We start from the raw sequence: 16140 nt of genomic DNA, 5'->3' as shown, positions 1-16140 counted from the left end.
CTTTGCAGCCGATCGCATCATGGAGACTTATCACTATCTACTGTTCGATCTCAACGAGACTCGCTACGGACTCGACGCTCGCGTCGTCCGAGAAGTCTTTTTTCTACCCGAAGTGACTCCCATCGCCGAAGCGCCCCCCGATATCGTCGGCGTTCTCAACCTGCGGGGCGCGATCGTGCCGGTGATGGATCTCAACTTTCGCCTCGGCCGGACGTTCCGTCAACGTCACGGCGTTCTCCGACGGGACTACCGACTCAGCGATAGCGTCGCGATCGTCGAATGGAAAGGCTTTCGTCTGGGAATGGTGGTCGATCGCGTGCGCGAAGTCGTCGCAGTCGAGACCCGAGACGTTACCTCTGACTTGTCTTACGGTCGAGAAAACTTTCCCGAACAGCGTTTCATTAAGGGAGTCGCCCAAGTCGAAACCGATCTCGTCGCCCTCCTCGATTGCGAAGCCTTGGTCAGAGACACCCGCGATCGCGCTGCGGACGCGCGAGATACGCCCGAAGCCGAAGAAGAGGAAGACATCTCGACCTCAGAAGCCCCTGACCTGTCGGTATTTTGCCCCAACGCCACCCCCGAAGAGCGGGAGATTTTCCGCCAACGAGCGGCTCAATTGCGGATGGTCACAGAGGCTCCAGACGTACAGAACGTCGTGTCTCTGGCAGTCGTCGGCCTGCACGAAGAGTATTTCGGCATCGATTTACAGATGGTGCGCGAGTTTGCCACCGTCGGCAAGGTGACGCCGGTTCCCTGCTGTCCCCCTCGCATCGTGGGGAATATGAACTTACGGGGCGAAATTTTAACTCTCGTCGCCGTTGACGAACTGCTAAACCTGCCGAACGTCGAGCGTCAGGCAAAGAAAGCGGTCGTCGTCCAAGTGGACGATATCGTCGCGGGAGTCGCGGTCGATGAAGTGTTCGATGTCGTTCGCGTCAATCCCGTTACGATGTCGGCGATCCCGACGGCGGCGCGACGGACTGGTGATGAATATTTACGGGGAACCGCTCCTTATCGGGGTAAAGCTCTAACGGTTTTAGATATGCACAAGATTCTCACCAAGGGAGAACTCGTCGTCAACGAAGAACCTTAGTCGAGAGGGGGAGAGGGGGAGAGGGGGAGAAACTATTAACTGTTCCCTGTTCCCCGTTCCCTGTTTTCACTGGTGACTGGTGACTGCCTGGTAGCATAAACGGTATCGAGGACAACAGATTGTTTTCGAGATTATTGCTAACGAGGTTGTCGGATGTCCGCTCGAAACCCGAAACTTAGTGTCCGTTTAATTCCCGAAATTTTGCACCGACTCCAAGGGGGAGAGGTCGTCCTTTTACCGACTGCGACGACTTACGCCCTGGTCGGTAATGCCTCAGACATGGGTGCGATCGCTCGGATTCGCCAACTCAAACAGCAATCGTCTTCCGAGCCTTTGGCGTTGTTCGCTCGCTTGGATACGATCGATCGCTTTGCTCGCCCCAATGCCGACGCCAGAGCGTTAATCGCAAAATTTCCCTATCCCGTGACTTTGGTTTTACCCAAAACGGATGAAGCCCCCGAAGGCGTCACGGCAGGCTTCGACTCGCTCCTCGTTTGCTGTCCCGACGAATTCATCTATCAGCTTGTCGGCGAAAGTCCGTTTCCCCTCGCCTGCGCCTCTGCTAGCATCTCGTCTGACCTAAAAGCGACGAACTGTCGGGCAGCCGTACAACTGTTTGGCGATCGCGTGTCCTTTATCGTCGATGGCGGTTCGTCCAAGTACGGTCGAGGTGGAACGATGGTCGATTGCACCCTCGATCGTCCGACTATCCTCAAATACGGCCCGGTGTCCGTTGACGATTTGCGTCCCATCGTTCCGAATGTGGAACTTCCATCCCATATGCGGAAGTGACGATCGCGCTGGCAGCAGTGAGGTGAGGGAACGAGGGAGATACTGTTTACCCGTTTGCGGTTTTCCCTCTTCCCTCTTCACCGACGAAGTTTCCTTACCGTCCCATGAGACCGCCGCTGAGTTTGCGGATGGCTCGGTCGGCTACGTCGGAATAACGAAGTTCGCCGCAGAGGATTTTCAGCATGATCTGGGTGGCGATGGGTTGTTTGATGGCGACTTTGTAGGCGAGACCGGGAAAGCGGTAGAGGGCGCCGGCCAGCCGCGACGCCCAGGTCATGTCAGCCCCCCAACTGTCGCGAACGGTTTGCGTGTAGCCTTCGAGTGCGTCGGTATCGCCAGACAAGGCGCGATCGATCGCTTCGGCGGCTTTGAGTCCGCTAAACATCGATGGGCGGATGCCTTCGGCGGTGAGGGGATCGACGAATCCCGCTGCTTCCCCGGCGAGCAGGGCATTTTGGCTGTGGAGCTGACGATCGCCGTCCCACAACAAGACCGCTCCTTCGGTAATTTGGCGGTTTTCGGCGGGAAGTCCGACGCGATCGGCGTATTCCGAGAGGGTTTTCGAGAGGTTTTTGCCGTTCCCCCCGATAAACGTACTCGTGGAAACTGACACGCCGTCTGCTTTAGGAAACTGCCAGATAAAGCCGTTTTTCACCTGTCCGAAGGCGAAATCGATGGGAGCTTCCGCCGAAGGTTCCATCGTCACTTCTAACGTGGCTGCCGATCGCGTTTTCGGGGTTTTGAGCTTGAGCCATTCAGCACAGACACCGTTCGAGCCGTCTGCCGCGATGAGATAGCGACCGGCGACCGGCTCGGTGTCCGTTTCGACCCACACGCGATCGCTCTCGAAGCGAATTCCCGTTACCGTCGTCCCGTCCCGCAGTCGGGCCCCTTGAGACTTAGCCTGCGCGATTAAGAAATCGTCGAAGCGATCGCGCCGAACCATCCACATCGGCTCGTGAGTTTCGAGTTCGACGACGACCGGGTCGTCGTACTTCCAGGTGTAACGAACCGTCTTCACCTTCCGCGAAATGGCAGGGGAGAAATCGAAGTCGAACCACTGCGCCACCGCCGGAGACACGCCCCCGGCACAAGGGCGATATCTCGGCTGAGGCTGCTTGTCGAGGACGAGTACCGATCGCCCCTGTTTGGCGAGGTGATAGGCGGCCGAACCGCCAGCGGGCCCTGCACCGATAACGATGCAATCGTAGAGTTCGGTCATCGAGTGTTTTTCTTGAAATCCGTCAAAGTTCAATTAGTCTGGCAATTACGCGCAAACCCTGACGGACGCAACCCTAGCACAGATTTTCAGACCTGCCTACTCAGACCGACTTACACGGTAGTAATATCTTTCTCTTTAGCCGCCAAGAGTTTGTCGATTTTCTCCGTGTATTTGTCCGTGAGTTTTTGAATCTCGTCTTGCAAGTCGCGGGACTCGTCTTCGGAGATGTCGCTGTTTTTTTCCTGTTTCCGCGCGTCGTCGACGGCGTCGCGGCGAATGTTACGAATTGAGACTTTGCCCTCTTCGGCGTATTTCGACGCCATTTTGACGAATTCCTGACGGCGCTCGCTCGTCAGCGGCGGAACGTTCAATCGAATGACTTTTCCGTCGTTGTTCGGCACCAACCCGATATCCGAGGTGGAAATCGCCTTTTCTACCACAGCCAAGCTGCTGGGGTCGAAGGGTTGAATCATAATCGTACTGGCGTCTGGGGTACTGATGCTGGCGAGGCTCTTTAGGGGGGTGGGGGTGTTGTAGTAGTCCACCATGACGCGATCGAGCAGCGAAGCGTTGGCGCGGCCGGTGCGAACGGTATTGAACGCCCGTTGCGTTGCCTCAACCGCTTTCTGCATTCGATCTTCTACATCAGTTAACATCGCAAGATCCTCCTACAATCGTTCCAACGGGTTCGCCCGTCAGGGCGCGACGGATGTTCCCGTGTTTGGATAGGTTAAACACTATGATAGGGATATTGTTCTCTTTACATAAAGCGATCGCCGTACTGTCCATCACCCGCAAGTCGTTCGATAAGACGTGGGCGTACGTCAAACTTTGGTAGAGGTGAGCGTCGGGATCGACCGTGGGATCGCGATCGTAGATGCCATCGACTTTTGTGGCTTTGAAGATCGCTTCGGCATCGATTTCGGCCGCCCGCAGTGCAGCTGTGGTGTCGGTGGTAAAGAAGGGATTGCCCGAACCCGCGCCGAACACCACGACGCGACCTTTTTCGAGATGGCGCATGGCGCGGCGGCGAATGTAGGGTTCTGCCACTTCCTGCATGGCGATCGCGGTTTGTACGCGGGTCGGAACGCCAATTTGTTCGAGGGCGTCTTGTAGGGTCATCGCGTTCATCACCGTCGCGATCATGCCGATGTAATCGGCGGTGGCGCGATCCATTCCCGCCGAGGCTGCTTTGATGCCGCGAAAGATGTTTCCGCCTCCAACGACGATCGCCACTTCTATGCCTTCTGCCACGACGTTGGCGACTTCCTGAGCGATGTCTTGAACCACCACGGGATCGATACCATATCCCAGGTTGCCCATTAATGCTTCACCGCTTAACTTGAGTAGTATTCGTCGGTAAGGCGTTCCCATGTCCTACTTCCCCTAGTGAACCGCCTCCAACTATACCAGGTCGCGGTGTTGAGAGGAGGAAGAGAGGCGAACCGTCACCAGCCTTTTACAGTGAGCAGTGAGCAGTGAACAGTGAGCAGTGAAGACAGCCACCAGTCACCAGTCACCAGTGAAGACAGGGAACAGGGAACAGGGAACAGGGAACAGGGAACAGGGAACAGGGAACAGGGAACAGGGAACAGGGAACAGGGAACAGGGAACAGGGAACAGGGAACAGGGAACAGGGAACAGGGAACAGGGAACAGTTAATAGTTTCTCCCTCTCCCTCTCTCCCCCTCTCCCCCTCTCCCTCTCTCCCCCTCTCCCCCTCTCTTTCTAGCGACGCCAGACGATGGGACAGCCAACGGGTGGGGTACTGACGGGATCGATGGGTTGGTTTTGTAGGAGGCGATCGAGAGCTGTTTGAAGATAGGGGTTGGCGATCGCCTGTGGGTTGTCGGGGTTGTCGTCGATGCAACCGTGATAGCGGACGACTCCGTTGCGATCGACGAGAAAGGCTTCAGGGGTGACGCTGGCTCCGAAACTTTGAGCCACTTCTTGAGTCACGTCTCGCAAATAGGGAAAGTTCAGTCGAGTGTCTTCGACGAGGGCTTTCATGTCATCAAAGCGATCGCCCTGGCTTTGTTCGGAATCGTTGGCGTTGATGCCGATGAGGGTCACTCGGCGATCGCGATAGTCGGTTTGGAGTTGTTTGAGGCGCTCGAAATAGGTGCGGCTGTGGGGACAAGTGTTTCCTAAAAAGACCACGACGACGGCCGGGTGGGTGTCGAGATAGCGGGCGAGATGGTGCACCTCGCCTCGGGTTCCGGGAAGCTCGAAGTCGGGGGCGTAATTCCCGACGGCTGTTCCTGTGACGCTCATAGACGTTTTTTCAACCTGTCTTGCGCTCGAACGGTTCCCCCGAACTTTGGTTCGGAGGGTTTGGCGTAGAAGTTAACGGCGTTTTCTCGATGGATGCACCCTGTCGGGATCGCGCAATTTCGCGATACCCCACTATTTTATAGGTCAATTTTGCTGCCGTAAATTCCGATACCACGGAGTCGGCGACGGGACATAGTTCCATGATATCGGCGCCGATGAGGGTGCGATCGCGACACAGGCGACGTAAAAACTCGAGGGTGGCGTGCCAGCCGAGACCTCCAGGTTGCGGCGTTCCCACTCCCGGTACTAAACTCGGATCGAGTCCGTCGAGATCGACGGTGAGAAACACCTTTTCGGTGCCAATGCAGTCGATCGCGCGATCGATCCAGTTGGGATCGCCTGCGATGTCGTCGTCCCAAAATACTGGAATGTTTCGCGCTCGGATCAGTTCGGCTTCTTCGCGGCAGATACTGCGAATGCCGATGGGTAGGGAGGGACAGCCGAGTTCTAATACCCGGTGCATGACGCAGGCGTGGTTGTAACGAGAGCCTTCGTATTCGGCACGTAAATCCCCGTGAGCGTCGATTTGCACGACAGTAAAGGGATCGTCCCCCAATGCTTGACGGTATCCTGCCACGACGCCTGCGGTGATGCTGTGTTCGCCGCCGATGCTGACGACGAATTTACCATCGTTGGTGCAGCGGGCGATCGCCTCTCGGACTGCCGCGAGCATTTCGACTTCAGAGACCGCTCCCTGGCGAGTATCGGCGACGGGAGCGTGGGTGTGAATGCCCACCTCGAAACAGGTTTCGCGTTCCAATTCCACATCGTAATATTCCAACTGATCTGAAGCCGCTAACAACGCTGCCGGACCGTATTGACATCCGATGCGATATGTGGTAGTGGCTTCGTAGGGAATCGGTAAAATCACGACTCGGGCGTTATCGTAACCCACATCGACTTCTTCACCGATAAACGGAAGCATTTGAGATCGAGGTATAGACTGAGGCACAGTTTCGTTGGGTCTCCACGCTAGACGCCAATCTATTATCGAGGAAGTCGCAACGTTCGGAAGCGGCGATCGCGCGGCGGTTGCCAACTGCCAAAGTTTATTGCTAATTTCGTCCAAACACCGTACACTTTTGCGATACTAACCCTAAATCCGCATTGTTGTCGTCCCGTTCGAGTTCCGTACTGGGATTTCGTTCTTCGAGCGAAATGTCTCGAGTTGCGGCGCACCGGATACCCCGAAAATTTTGTTAAAAAATTCTGTTAAAAGGATTTGGCGAACCTGTCGAGAAGGCAGCTCGCTGTGATATGTCACCCGAGCGAACCGATTTAAATCCCTTACCTGCTGTGTCTGTGTCGTTACAGCCTGCCACACCGAACGAGCCGACTCCACCTTCCGAGCCGACTCCCATGTTTGCACTCAAAGCGTTAGTGGCGCGATTGCACCGGGAACAAAACAAAACACAAGATTTGTTAAGTTCTCTGGGGTTCGCGCTGCGAAGTTTTAACAATCTCAATCAATTTCTCGAACTGATTCCTTTAGTCGCCAGTCGCGTAACCGATGCTGAAGGAGGTGCGCTGATCCTATTCAAACCCGACGGTCAGATCCGCCTGCAACGGTTACACTGCCAAGAAGGCCAGTCCTGTACGGATATGCGCCGCGCCATCGAGACGGTAACGCGACAGCTAGAACCCGAAGGTGCGACGCCGGGAGAACTCGACGAACGAGTGGCTCAGTATTTAGGAGAAGAGTTGCGCTTGTTCGGAACGCCGATTTCGATTCAAGATAAGGAACGGGGACGGCTGTACGTTTTTAGTTGCGATCCCAATTACCGATGGACGGAAACGCGGCGTAAGTTGGTGCAACTGGTGGCCGATCAAACGGCGGTGGCGATCGTCAACGACGAACTGGCGGCGGAGTTGCGACAGAAACAACGGCTCGATCGCGAGTTGGAAATCGGAGCGGAAATTCAGTTGCGCTTGCTTCCGAGTCAATGTCCCGAGATTCAGGGAATTCGACTGGCGGCGCGATGTCAAACGGCCAACCGCGTCGGCGGGGATTATTACGATTTTATTCCCACGAGTCACGATTTGGTGCGATCGCCTCGCTCGGAAGCGTCGGGACGAGGCCGCTGGGGGATCGCGATCGGTGACGTGATGGGGAAAGGGGTTCCGGCTGGGTTGATCATGACCCTGACGCGGGGAATGTTGCGATCGGAGGCGTTGAACCAACATTCTCCCGCGCGGATTCTACAACATCTCAACCGTGCCATGTACGCGGATTTGGAAAATTCCCACCGTTTCGTCACGTTATTCTATTCGGAGTACGACCCGAAAACGGAAACGTTGTCTTACAGCAACGCCGCTCACAATCCACCGTTACTGTGGATGTCGAAAACGGACGAAATGTCTCGGTTAGATACCTGGGGAATGTTAGTGGGGTTGGATGCGGAAACGGAGTACGAAGAAGACAGCGTCGTGTTAGAAGACGGCGATACGATTTTGTTTTATACGGATGGCTTTACTGAAGCCTCAAACCAACACGGCGATCGCTTCGATGAAGAAAATTTAGTGGAGGCGTTTCACACCATCTGTCAGCGTCACCAAACCCCAGAAGAGATCTTAAATTATATGTTCGATCGCGTCCACGAGTTTATCGGCCCTCACAAGTCCAACGACGACGATATGACGCTAGTTGTGTTACAAAAAACCGAACCGTCATAATCGTTTTTCTTTTTTCCTTCTTTGTGTCTGTTTTTTAACCGTTTAATTCCTCGTTCTTATGACTAACCCAAATACGTGGAGCCAACGATTTGAAACTGCTCTCGATCCGGCGATCGCTCGTTTTAACGCCAGTATCGGTTTCGATATCGAACTGATCGAGTACGATTTGACGGGATCGATCGCCCACGCCAAAATGTTGGCAAAAACAGGAATTATTTCGGAAGAAGAGAAAGAAAAATTGATTTCGGGACTCGAAGAAATTCGCAAAGAATACCGAAACGGTGAATTCAACCCCGGAATCGATGCCGAAGACGTACATTTCGCTGTCGAGCGAAGATTAACAGAAATCGTCGGCGATGCTGGAAAAAAACTCCACACCGCGCGATCGCGCAACGATCAAGTGGGAACCGATACCCGGCTGTACCTGCGGGATAAAATTACGAAAATTCGCCAATATTTGCGAGATTTTCAAACCGTTTTAATCAACTTAGCCGAGAAGCACGTCGAGACGCCCATTCCCGGCTATACACACCTACAACGCGCTCAGCCTCTCAGTCTCGCCCATCACCTCCTCGCCTATTTCGAGATGTTTCAGCGAGATTGGGAACGATTGGGGGAAATCTACCAGCGAGTCAACGTTTCGCCGTTAGGATGCGGGGCGTTAGCCGGAACGACATTTCCTATCGATCGCCACTATACCGCCGAACTCCTGGGATTCGATCGCCCCTACGCAAACAGCTTAGATGGCGTGAGCGATCGCGACTTCGCCATCGAATTCCTCAACGCCGCCAGTTTAATTATGGTGCATTTGAGTCGCCTTTCTGAAGAAGTGATTCTCTGGGCGTCGCAAGAATTCAATTTCGTTCAGTTAAAAGATAACTGTTCGACAGGTTCGAGCATTATGCCCCAGAAAAAAAACCCCGACATTCCCGAACTGGTTCGCGGAAAAACCGGGCGCGTCTTCGGACATTTGCAGGGAATGTTAGTGTTAATGAAATCCCTGCCCTTGGCGTACAACAAGGATTTACAGGAAGATAAAGAAGCCCTCTTCGACGCCGTAAAAACTGTCAGCGGTTGCTTAGAATCCATGACGATTCTGTTTCGCGAGGGGTTAGAATTTCGCCGCCAACGCCTTGAAGAAGCCGTCACCGAAGATTTCTCCAATGCCACCGATGTCGCCGATTACTTGGCGGCGAAAGGGGTTCCCTTCCGCGAAGCTTATAACCTAGTTGGAAAAGTGGTTCGTACCTGTTTGGCGTCGGATAAGTTACTCAAAGACTTGACGCTAGAAGAATGGCAAGACTTGCATCCAAAATTCGAGGCTGATATTTACGATGCGATCGCACCGCAACAGGTGATTTCTGCCCGAAACAGCTTTGGCGGAACTGGGTTTGACAGAGTTCGCGAGGCGTTAAACGTTGCACGAGAGATGGTGAAAGACGATCTATAAAACGTTTGTTATGAAACCCAAATTCACCAACCAACTGGCATGGCATCAAGCACAAGCATTGATGCAACCTGCCTTAATTCGCATTCTCGACAATTTACGAAAACTTCTCGAACGATCGTCGTGGAAGGGAACCTATCACGAAACTCAAGTTCCAATTCCGGGGTATCAATTGCGATTAGAACGCAACGGTTCCGAGAAAACTATCGATATTTGGGAACTCTGCTATCGAGTGTGTTTTCTCGACTACCAACCCACTCACACCCCCAGCGAAACCCAGGAAGTCGAAATCGATACCAGCCTGTTTGACGGAAACGAAATTGACTGGGAACGTCTCGACGAAAAAGCCAAAGCGATCGCCCGAGGCGTGTTTGGGGAAGAGTAAGGACAAGCAGTTATTTCTGTCTTCACTGGGGACTTAAACCTGGCGATCGCGGTTTTTCAGATCTTCTCTTCCCTCTAAAATAGAAACAGAAACATCGATTTTTCGAGATCTAACAGGAGAAGTGCCGTGACGGACTGGCAAAGCTACCTGAATTCCATCGAACGGGAGTTCGATCGCTGGTGGGAGCGTGACGCGCTCGTGGATTTAGCCAGGCGCGATCGAGAGGCACAACCGTCACAAGAGTCTTGGCTGAATCTCGAGTTGAAAGTGCAAGCCTCCGGTCGCAGTCCAAAAGCTCGGTTGCTCGATTTGTCAGAGGCATTGCGAACCTACGCTCTCGATCGCGTTTTGCTGTGCGGTGCGCCGGGATCGGGAAAGTCCACGGCACTCGTGCGCCTGTTGCTGGAGTTAGCTGAAACTGCGCGGGAGAATACCGACTCGACGGTCAAAATTCCCGTATTGGTGAAGTTACGGCTGTATCGCGAGTCTGTCATCGATTTGCTGCTGGGAGAATTGGCGCGACATGGCCTATCTCTGTCAGTGGAGGAACTGACGCAGCAGTTGCAAGCGGGGCGGTTTTTCCTGCTGTTCGACGACGTGGAGGCGTTACCAACGGAAGCAGCGCAACAGGATTTGTGGGAATTTCTCGATCGATATCACACCATGCCGACGGTGTTGGCGATGCAGGATTTCCCGACTCAGAGAGAGTTTGGCATCGAGAAAAAGCTGACGGTACAACGGCTCAGAACGTCCCAGGCGAGCGATTTTATTGAGGAATATTTTCCTGAAATTGCGGCGCAGTTGTTGCCCCAATTGTACGGGCGATCGCAGGAGTTCGCCGAAACGCCGCTGCAATTGCAAATGCTCTGTGTCGCATTCGATCGACTCCGCGCCGTTCCCGAAAATCTCGGGCAGATGTTGCGAGCTTTCGCACGTTACGATGACGAACAAACAGACGAGTCGGAGCGGGAAGCTGGGAATCGACTGTTGAAGCAGTTGGCATCTCAAAGCCTCGAAGGAGATGGACTGACGGCGCGAACGAGGGTGATGTCTCGCCAGCAAGTTTTGATTGGATTCGCGGAATGTTTCAGAGAAGTGGGAGTTTCGGAATCCCAGGAAGCAGCGACATCTTGGCTGAATCGTTTTTTACGCCATCGCCTGTTACGAGAACCGGTAGATGGACAAATTGAGTTTCGCCATTCACTGTTACAGTCGTATTTCGCCGCCGAAGTCTTGTTAGAGCGGTTGCCGCATTTGAGCGATGAGGTGCTGACGCGGGATTATCTCAATTTTCTCAAATGGACGGAGCCAATGGTGCTGGCGTTGGGATTGCTGGAGGATGAGGCGCTGGCGGTGCGAGTAGTGTGGTTGGCGTTCGTGCAGGTAGATTGGATGTTGGGGGCGCGGTTAGCGGGAGCGGTTCGGGAGCCGTTTCAAGCGCAAATCGTGAGATCGATCGCCGAGTGGGAATGTTCGTCAGAGGGTTCGATCGAGCTGCTGAAAACAACAAAATCGGTTGCTGCGGTTCCCTTTCTACAAGATTACCTCAACAGTCAATCTTTAAATGTAAGCGGACGTGCGGCTTTAGCTTTAGGAGAGATTAGCTCGAACGCTTCTATTTTGGCTCTCAATGAAGCTCTAACTACAAGAAACTGGGATTTGTACGCAAAAGTTACTGAAGCCTTGCAAAAGATCGCACGTCAAGCGGGTGAGACCGAAACACAAACCCTTCTCGATATACTGACAGACTCAACAAGGGTTTGTAAAGAATCAGTACTCGAGCAAATTGAAAGCAATGCAGCGATTCCTACTCTTCTTGATGCAGCACTCAGTGCAGGAGCAAGTCCGACTGCTATTCGGGTTCGTTTAATGGCTCTTAAAGTCTTAGAGAAAATAGGAAGTCGGGCTGCTGTCAATGCCCTGATGCAAATTTTCTGTATCAAAATTCAAGAATATCCCGAGCAACCACACACCTACAATGTTATCTCATCCGTTATATCAGCGTTAGGTAAAATTGGCAGTCATGCTGCTGTACACGCTCTATGTGAAATTTTACATCATGAGAAGCTTCCCAGAGGCTTTCGCGATTGTATCATACAAGAATTAGGAAACACAAAATCTAAATCAGCTATTCCTATGCTTTTAGATTTACTCGATCGTAACATTAATAAATTTTATGTTGCTGAAGCCTTAAAAAAAATTGGTAGTGATGCTGCTGTTCCCGGAATTGTAGAAATTCTCCATCGCTCTATTTTTCCTTGGTTGGATAAAAAATTAACTTTACATCAAGCTAAAGAACTCTTGTTTCATGGAACTTCACCTACTTTGACTTGGGAGATCGTGGTTACTTTAGGAAAAATAGGTAATGACTATGCGCTTCCTTTTCTTCTTAGAATTCTCAACGAACGGAATCTGCTAGAAAGATTAAATAGTCTCGATACTTCTGTGTCCGATCCAGATAGTATTTATGTCAAGGACTTTCTTCAAGTCTGCTTCTCAAAAAACAAGCTACTTAAAGAAGTTGTTTCTACACTAGGTAAAATTGGTAGTGATGTGGCGATACCCGATCTTATTAATTCGCTCGATGATGAGGATGCAGGCTTTCGTAAAGCTGTTATCAATGCCTTGGCGAAGATTGGCAGTCAAGAAGCCGTGAATACTTTGATCGATATCTACAATGATAGAAGTTCAGAGGATCGCCAAGTTGCAATCAAAGCATTAAAAGAAGTCAAAAACGAAGCAGCGGTTAACGCTCTCATTAAAGTTTTAAGCCATAAAGATTATCAAGCGTGTAGCTGCGCTGCTGTAGCATTAGGGGAAATTGGCAGTGACTTGGCTGTAGAGGCTCTAATTAGCGTCCTCAATAATAAAGAATCGAAAATACACCGTGGTTCTGTTATTTCTGCACTTCGTGAAATTGGCAGCGATACAGCTTTTTCTGCTTTACTGAAGGCTGTCGATGATGAGAATTTGCAAATCAGTCGGATCGCAATTAGTTCACTTCGGAAAATGCACCTTGATAAAATAAGCACTGATACAGCGATCGATGCTCTTCTCCAAGAAAAGAATCCTGTTAAACATGAAGTTCTTCTCCAAATATCAGCAAAAATGGGAGACAATCGAGCCGTTCCTGCACTGCTTGACGCACTCGATCGAGCTTTTAAAGAGAAACAATATTCTTTATGTCAATATTGGATTGAAATATTGGGAAACATAGGAGACAATCGAGCAGTTCCTTTTCTTGTTAACTTTCTCAACTGCGATGAACTTCAAAACATTAAATATTATCCTGAAATTATTAAAATCTTGGGAAAAATTGGTGATGATCGTGCTATTCCTAGTATTCTTCACACACTTTATAATGAAGAAGCTTACTTAGATCCTGATGGTGAAGCGTTATATGATTTGCGTTGCGATGTTTTGGAAGCTGCAATTAACGCGCTCGAAAAAATTGGTGGTGATGCTGCTGTAGAGGCTCTCATCGATTTATTCAAAGATGAAGAAGACTTATCGAGAGATAAAGGCTTTTATGCCCGAGATCGAGTGGCTGAGGCGTTAGGAAATGTTGGAGGTGACGCAGCAGCTAGCGTTTTGACTTATTCACTAGAGGAAGAAGACTTCGAGATATTTGAAAGTGCTTCTAACGCGCTTAGAAAATGTGCGAAAGGATACCATCTTCCGGAAATTAACCAGCATACCGATCTCCTTTTCTCGAACAGTAGCTTGTTCGAGATGTTGGCGGCCATTCAACAACGCTGTGGATACTATCGCCACGAACTCTTTCTCGAAAAACAGGCTCTTCTCCAATAATTCAGAACACTTCAGAACGATCGAGCTAAAGACAGGGGGCAGTTTACCGCATTTTCCTTGTCTCCCCTGTCTCCTTCCGATTAAGCTAATAAAACCAATCCGTATTCAATTCGGCTACGACTTATCATGAATCAGGCTTTACGGGAGATCCAAACCGCATTAGGAGCGAAATTCGGCGAAATTGCGCCGGGAGTCGAGGCGCCTTTGAGTTTCGGAAACGACGCCGACGCCCTCAACGCCGCGAGAACCGGTGTCGCACTGTACGATCGCACCGCTTGGGGACGCTTACAACTGACACAGGGCGATCGCCTGCGTTTCGTTCACAACCAAAGTACCAACGAATTCAACTCGCGCCAACCCGGTGAAGCGTGCGATACCGTCTTCCTCACCAACACCGCGAGAACCCTCGATCTCGCCACCGCCTACATCACCGACGACGCCCTATTACTCCTCGTTTCCCCCAGTCGTCGCGAAACTCTCATGAAACTGCTCGATCGCTACATCTTCCCCGCCGATAAAGTCGAATTGAGCGATCGCACCGACGACACCGCCTGTTTTACCCTCATTGGCGAAGAGAGTCGATCGCTCCTCGAAAAACTGGGTATCTCCGACGACATTTCCCCCGGAACCCACCGCCTCGTCACCCTCAACACCCACGAACTCCGCATCGCCGCCGGAAGCGGCTTATCTCTCCCTGGCTACACTCTCATCTGCAACGCCGACGCCGCCGCCGAACTTTGGAAAACGCTGTACGACACCGGTGCGACTCCCCTCGGTGAAACCCTCTGGAACCGCCTTCGCATCGAACAGGGACGCCCCGCCCCCGACGCCGAACTCACCGACGATTACAATCCTTTAGAAGCGGGATTGTGGCATACCATCTCCTTTGACAAAGGCTGTTACATCGGACAAGAAACGATCGCCCGCCTCAACACCTACAAAGGCGTCAAACAGCAACTTTGGGGATTGCGTCTGAATTCCGCCGCCGAACCCGGAACGCCAATTACCTTAGAAGATTCAAAAATCGGCAAACTCACCAGTATCGTTTCAACAGAAGACGGGTACGTGGGTTTAGGCTACATCCGAACCAAAGCCGGAGGAAAAGGCTTATCCGTCACCGTTGGCGATGCGATCGCCGATGTCGTAGACGTTCCCTTTCTCTCCCGAGGATATCTAGCCGAGGCGATCGGGTGATGAGATAAAGACACTGTAACCCGATCGCCGTTTTCACAGTTTGCTGTTCGCTGTTGGCTGAAAATGTCTTTCTCCCCCTCTCCCCCTCTCCCCCTCTCCCCCTCTCAAATTCCCCTCACCTACAGCCCCGCTTATACCCTCGTTCCCACCTACGAATGCTTCAATCGTTGCAGCTACTGCAACTTTCGCGTGGAACCGGGAGGCGACGAGTGGATGAGTCTAGAACGGGGAAAAGAGATTTTAACCTCACTTCGCGGAAGCGGGGCGATCGAACTGCTGATTCTCAGCGGCGAAGTTCACCCCAACCATCCCCGGCGAAAAACCTGGTTTGAACGAATTTACGACTTGTGCGAATTAGGCTTATCGCTGGGATTTCTCCCCCATACCAACGTCGGACCTCTGACACTTGAGGAAATGGCGAGGTTGAAAACCGTCAACGTCTCGATGGGGTTGATGTTGGAACAAGTCACCCCCACACTCCTCGACACCGTTCACCGCAACGCCCCCAGCAAACGCCCCGAATTGCGAATTCAGCAACTCGAACAGGCGGGAACCCTCAAAATCCCCTTTACCACCGGATTACTGCTGGGAATTGGCGAAACGCCCCAAGATTGGCGAGATACCTTAGCGGAAATCGCCCGGATTCAGCGTCGCTGGGGACATATTCAAGAAGTCATTTTGCAGCCTCACAGCATTGGAACCCAGCAAGCAGAGGCGGGAACGGCATTTGAGGCGGCGCAACTTCCCCAGGTGGTGGCGTTGGCGAGAGAGATTTTACCCGACGAGGTGACGATTCAAATTCCGCCGAATTTGGTGCAAACTCCCGAAATTCTCCTAGATTGTCTCGAGGCGGGGGCGCGAGATTTGGGCGGAATCGGACCGCGAGACGAAGTGAACCCAGATTATCCTCACTCCCACGATCGCACCTTGCGGAAGATTCTAGACCCCGCCAAGTGGCGGTTACAGCGGCGACTTCCGATTTATCCGCAGTTCGACGAGTGGCTGTCGCCGAGGTTGCGGGTACAAGTGGAGAGGTGGCGATCGCATCTCGCCGATCCAATTTTTTCGATTTGACACTCCATGCAAATGTGCTATAATGATAGGGTTATCGTCTTGGGGACATAGCCAAGCGGTAAGGCAGGAGACTGCAAATCTCCCATCCCCCGGTTCGAATCCGGGTGTCCCCTTTT

At 52.2% G+C, this 16140-nt stretch carries 13 protein-coding genes and 1 tRNA gene; 9 read left to right on the top strand and 5 right to left on the bottom strand.

The genetic code is table 11. The features are described from left to right. Positions 1 to 19 precede the first annotated feature (19 nt). Together GEI7105_RS0125810 and GEI7105_RS0125805 are read left to right on the top strand one after the other, a co-directional pair. Positions 20 to 1093 carry a chemotaxis protein CheW gene (locus GEI7105_RS0125810; RefSeq protein WP_017663260.1) on the top strand — a complete coding sequence of 358 codons (1074 nt, stop codon included), beginning with the start codon at positions 20 to 22 and terminating at the stop codon, positions 1091 to 1093. A gap of 153 nt (positions 1094 to 1246) precedes the next feature. Beyond that, positions 1247 to 1885 carry an L-threonylcarbamoyladenylate synthase gene (locus GEI7105_RS0125805; RefSeq protein WP_017663259.1) on the top strand — a complete coding sequence of 213 codons (639 nt, stop codon included), beginning with the start codon at positions 1247 to 1249 and terminating at the stop codon, positions 1883 to 1885. 94 nt (positions 1886 to 1979) lie between these two features. Here GEI7105_RS0125805 and GEI7105_RS0125800 read toward each other — a convergent pair whose 3' ends face one another. From GEI7105_RS0125800 to speB, 5 genes are all read right to left on the bottom strand, one after another. After that, a complete protein-coding gene (locus tag GEI7105_RS0125800; protein ID WP_026097972.1) occupies positions 1980 to 3107 on the bottom strand; it encodes a geranylgeranyl reductase family protein in 1128 nt (375 codons plus the stop codon). A gap of 110 nt (positions 3108 to 3217) precedes the next feature. After that, positions 3218 to 3763, bottom strand: a complete 546-nt coding sequence (gene frr, locus GEI7105_RS0125795) for a ribosome recycling factor (protein WP_017663257.1) — start codon at positions 3761 to 3763, stop codon at positions 3218 to 3220. After that, entirely contained in the window at positions 3753 to 4481 is a 729-nt protein-coding gene (gene pyrH, locus GEI7105_RS0125790) for a UMP kinase (protein ID WP_026097970.1), read from the bottom strand. Before pyrH ends, frr begins: the two co-directional genes overlap by 11 nt. Before the next feature lie 354 nt (positions 4482 to 4835). Further along, positions 4836 to 5381, bottom strand: coding sequence for a thioredoxin family protein (locus tag GEI7105_RS0125785; protein WP_017663255.1), 546 nt, complete (start codon positions 5379 to 5381; stop codon positions 4836 to 4838). Between the two features lie 10 nt (positions 5382 to 5391). Next, positions 5392 to 6366 (bottom strand): agmatinase, encoded by a 975-nt coding sequence (speB, locus tag GEI7105_RS32535; RefSeq protein WP_017663254.1) that lies wholly within the window; start codon positions 6364 to 6366, stop codon positions 5392 to 5394. 332 nt (positions 6367 to 6698) lie between these two features. Here speB and GEI7105_RS0125775 point away from each other — a divergent pair, with 332 nt between their 5' ends. The 7 genes from GEI7105_RS0125775 to GEI7105_RS0125745 all read left to right on the top strand — a co-directional run bounded on the left by GEI7105_RS0125775 (position 6699) and on the right by GEI7105_RS0125745 (position 16137). Further along, a complete protein-coding gene (locus tag GEI7105_RS0125775) occupies positions 6699 to 8114 on the top strand; it encodes a PP2C family protein-serine/threonine phosphatase (protein WP_051044239.1) in 1416 nt (471 codons plus the stop codon). 58 nt (positions 8115 to 8172) lie between these two features. Further along, positions 8173 to 9564: an argininosuccinate lyase gene (gene argH / locus GEI7105_RS0125770; protein ID WP_017663251.1), complete on the top strand. Its 1392-nt coding sequence runs from the start codon at positions 8173 to 8175 to the stop codon at positions 9562 to 9564. Between the two features lie 10 nt (positions 9565 to 9574). Next, positions 9575 to 9946, top strand: coding sequence for a hypothetical protein (locus GEI7105_RS0125765; protein ID WP_017663250.1), 372 nt, complete (start codon positions 9575 to 9577; stop codon positions 9944 to 9946). A gap of 126 nt (positions 9947 to 10072) precedes the next feature. Further along, positions 10073 to 13756, top strand: coding sequence for a HEAT repeat domain-containing protein (locus GEI7105_RS0125760; RefSeq protein ID WP_017663249.1), 3684 nt, complete (start codon positions 10073 to 10075; stop codon positions 13754 to 13756). 126 nt (positions 13757 to 13882) lie between these two features. Continuing rightward, a complete protein-coding gene (gene ygfZ, locus GEI7105_RS0125755) occupies positions 13883 to 14950 on the top strand; it encodes a CAF17-like 4Fe-4S cluster assembly/insertion protein YgfZ (RefSeq protein ID WP_017663248.1) in 1068 nt (355 codons plus the stop codon). Between the two features lie 63 nt (positions 14951 to 15013). Beyond that, the gene (gene cofG / locus GEI7105_RS0125750) at positions 15014 to 16024 is read left to right on the top strand and encodes a 7,8-didemethyl-8-hydroxy-5-deazariboflavin synthase subunit CofG (RefSeq protein WP_017663247.1); all 1011 of its coding nucleotides are present in this window, start codon (positions 15014 to 15016) and stop codon (positions 16022 to 16024) included. A 41-nt stretch (positions 16025 to 16065) separates the two neighbouring features. Next, positions 16066 to 16137 (top strand) — tRNA-Cys (locus tag GEI7105_RS0125745). Positions 16138 to 16140: the final 3 nt, after the last annotated feature.

It is taken from the genome of Baaleninema simplex PCC 7105, assembly GCF_000332355.1.
GTDB classification, from domain to species: Bacteria; Cyanobacteriota; Cyanobacteriia; order Cyanobacteriales; family Geitlerinemataceae; genus Baaleninema; species Baaleninema simplex.
This window is presented reverse-complemented; position numbering and strand designations above follow the sequence as displayed.

Coding starts and splice junctions, on each gene's coding strand:
- GEI7105_RS0125810 (WP_017663260.1), top strand. CDS start 20: ATGGAGACTTATCACTATCTACTGTTCGATCTCAACGAGACTCGCTAC.
- GEI7105_RS0125805 (WP_017663259.1), top strand. CDS start 1,247: ATGTCCGCTCGAAACCCGAAACTTAGTGTCCGTTTAATTCCCGAAATT.
- GEI7105_RS0125800 (WP_026097972.1), bottom strand. CDS start 3,107: ATGACCGAACTCTACGATTGCATCGTTATCGGTGCAGGGCCCGCTGGC.
- frr (WP_017663257.1), bottom strand. CDS start 3,763: ATGTTAACTGATGTAGAAGATCGAATGCAGAAAGCGGTTGAGGCAACG.
- pyrH (WP_026097970.1), bottom strand. CDS start 4,481: ATGGGAACGCCTTACCGACGAATACTACTCAAGTTAAGCGGTGAAGCA.
- GEI7105_RS0125785 (WP_017663255.1), bottom strand. CDS start 5,381: ATGAGCGTCACAGGAACAGCCGTCGGGAATTACGCCCCCGACTTCGAG.
- speB (WP_017663254.1), bottom strand. CDS start 6,366: ATGCTTCCGTTTATCGGTGAAGAAGTCGATGTGGGTTACGATAACGCC.
- GEI7105_RS0125775 (WP_051044239.1), top strand. CDS start 6,699: ATGTCACCCGAGCGAACCGATTTAAATCCCTTACCTGCTGTGTCTGTG.
- argH (WP_017663251.1), top strand. CDS start 8,173: ATGACTAACCCAAATACGTGGAGCCAACGATTTGAAACTGCTCTCGAT.
- GEI7105_RS0125765 (WP_017663250.1), top strand. CDS start 9,575: ATGAAACCCAAATTCACCAACCAACTGGCATGGCATCAAGCACAAGCA.
- ygfZ (WP_017663248.1), top strand. CDS start 13,883: ATGAATCAGGCTTTACGGGAGATCCAAACCGCATTAGGAGCGAAATTC.
- cofG (WP_017663247.1), top strand. CDS start 15,014: ATGTCTTTCTCCCCCTCTCCCCCTCTCCCCCTCTCCCCCTCTCAAATT.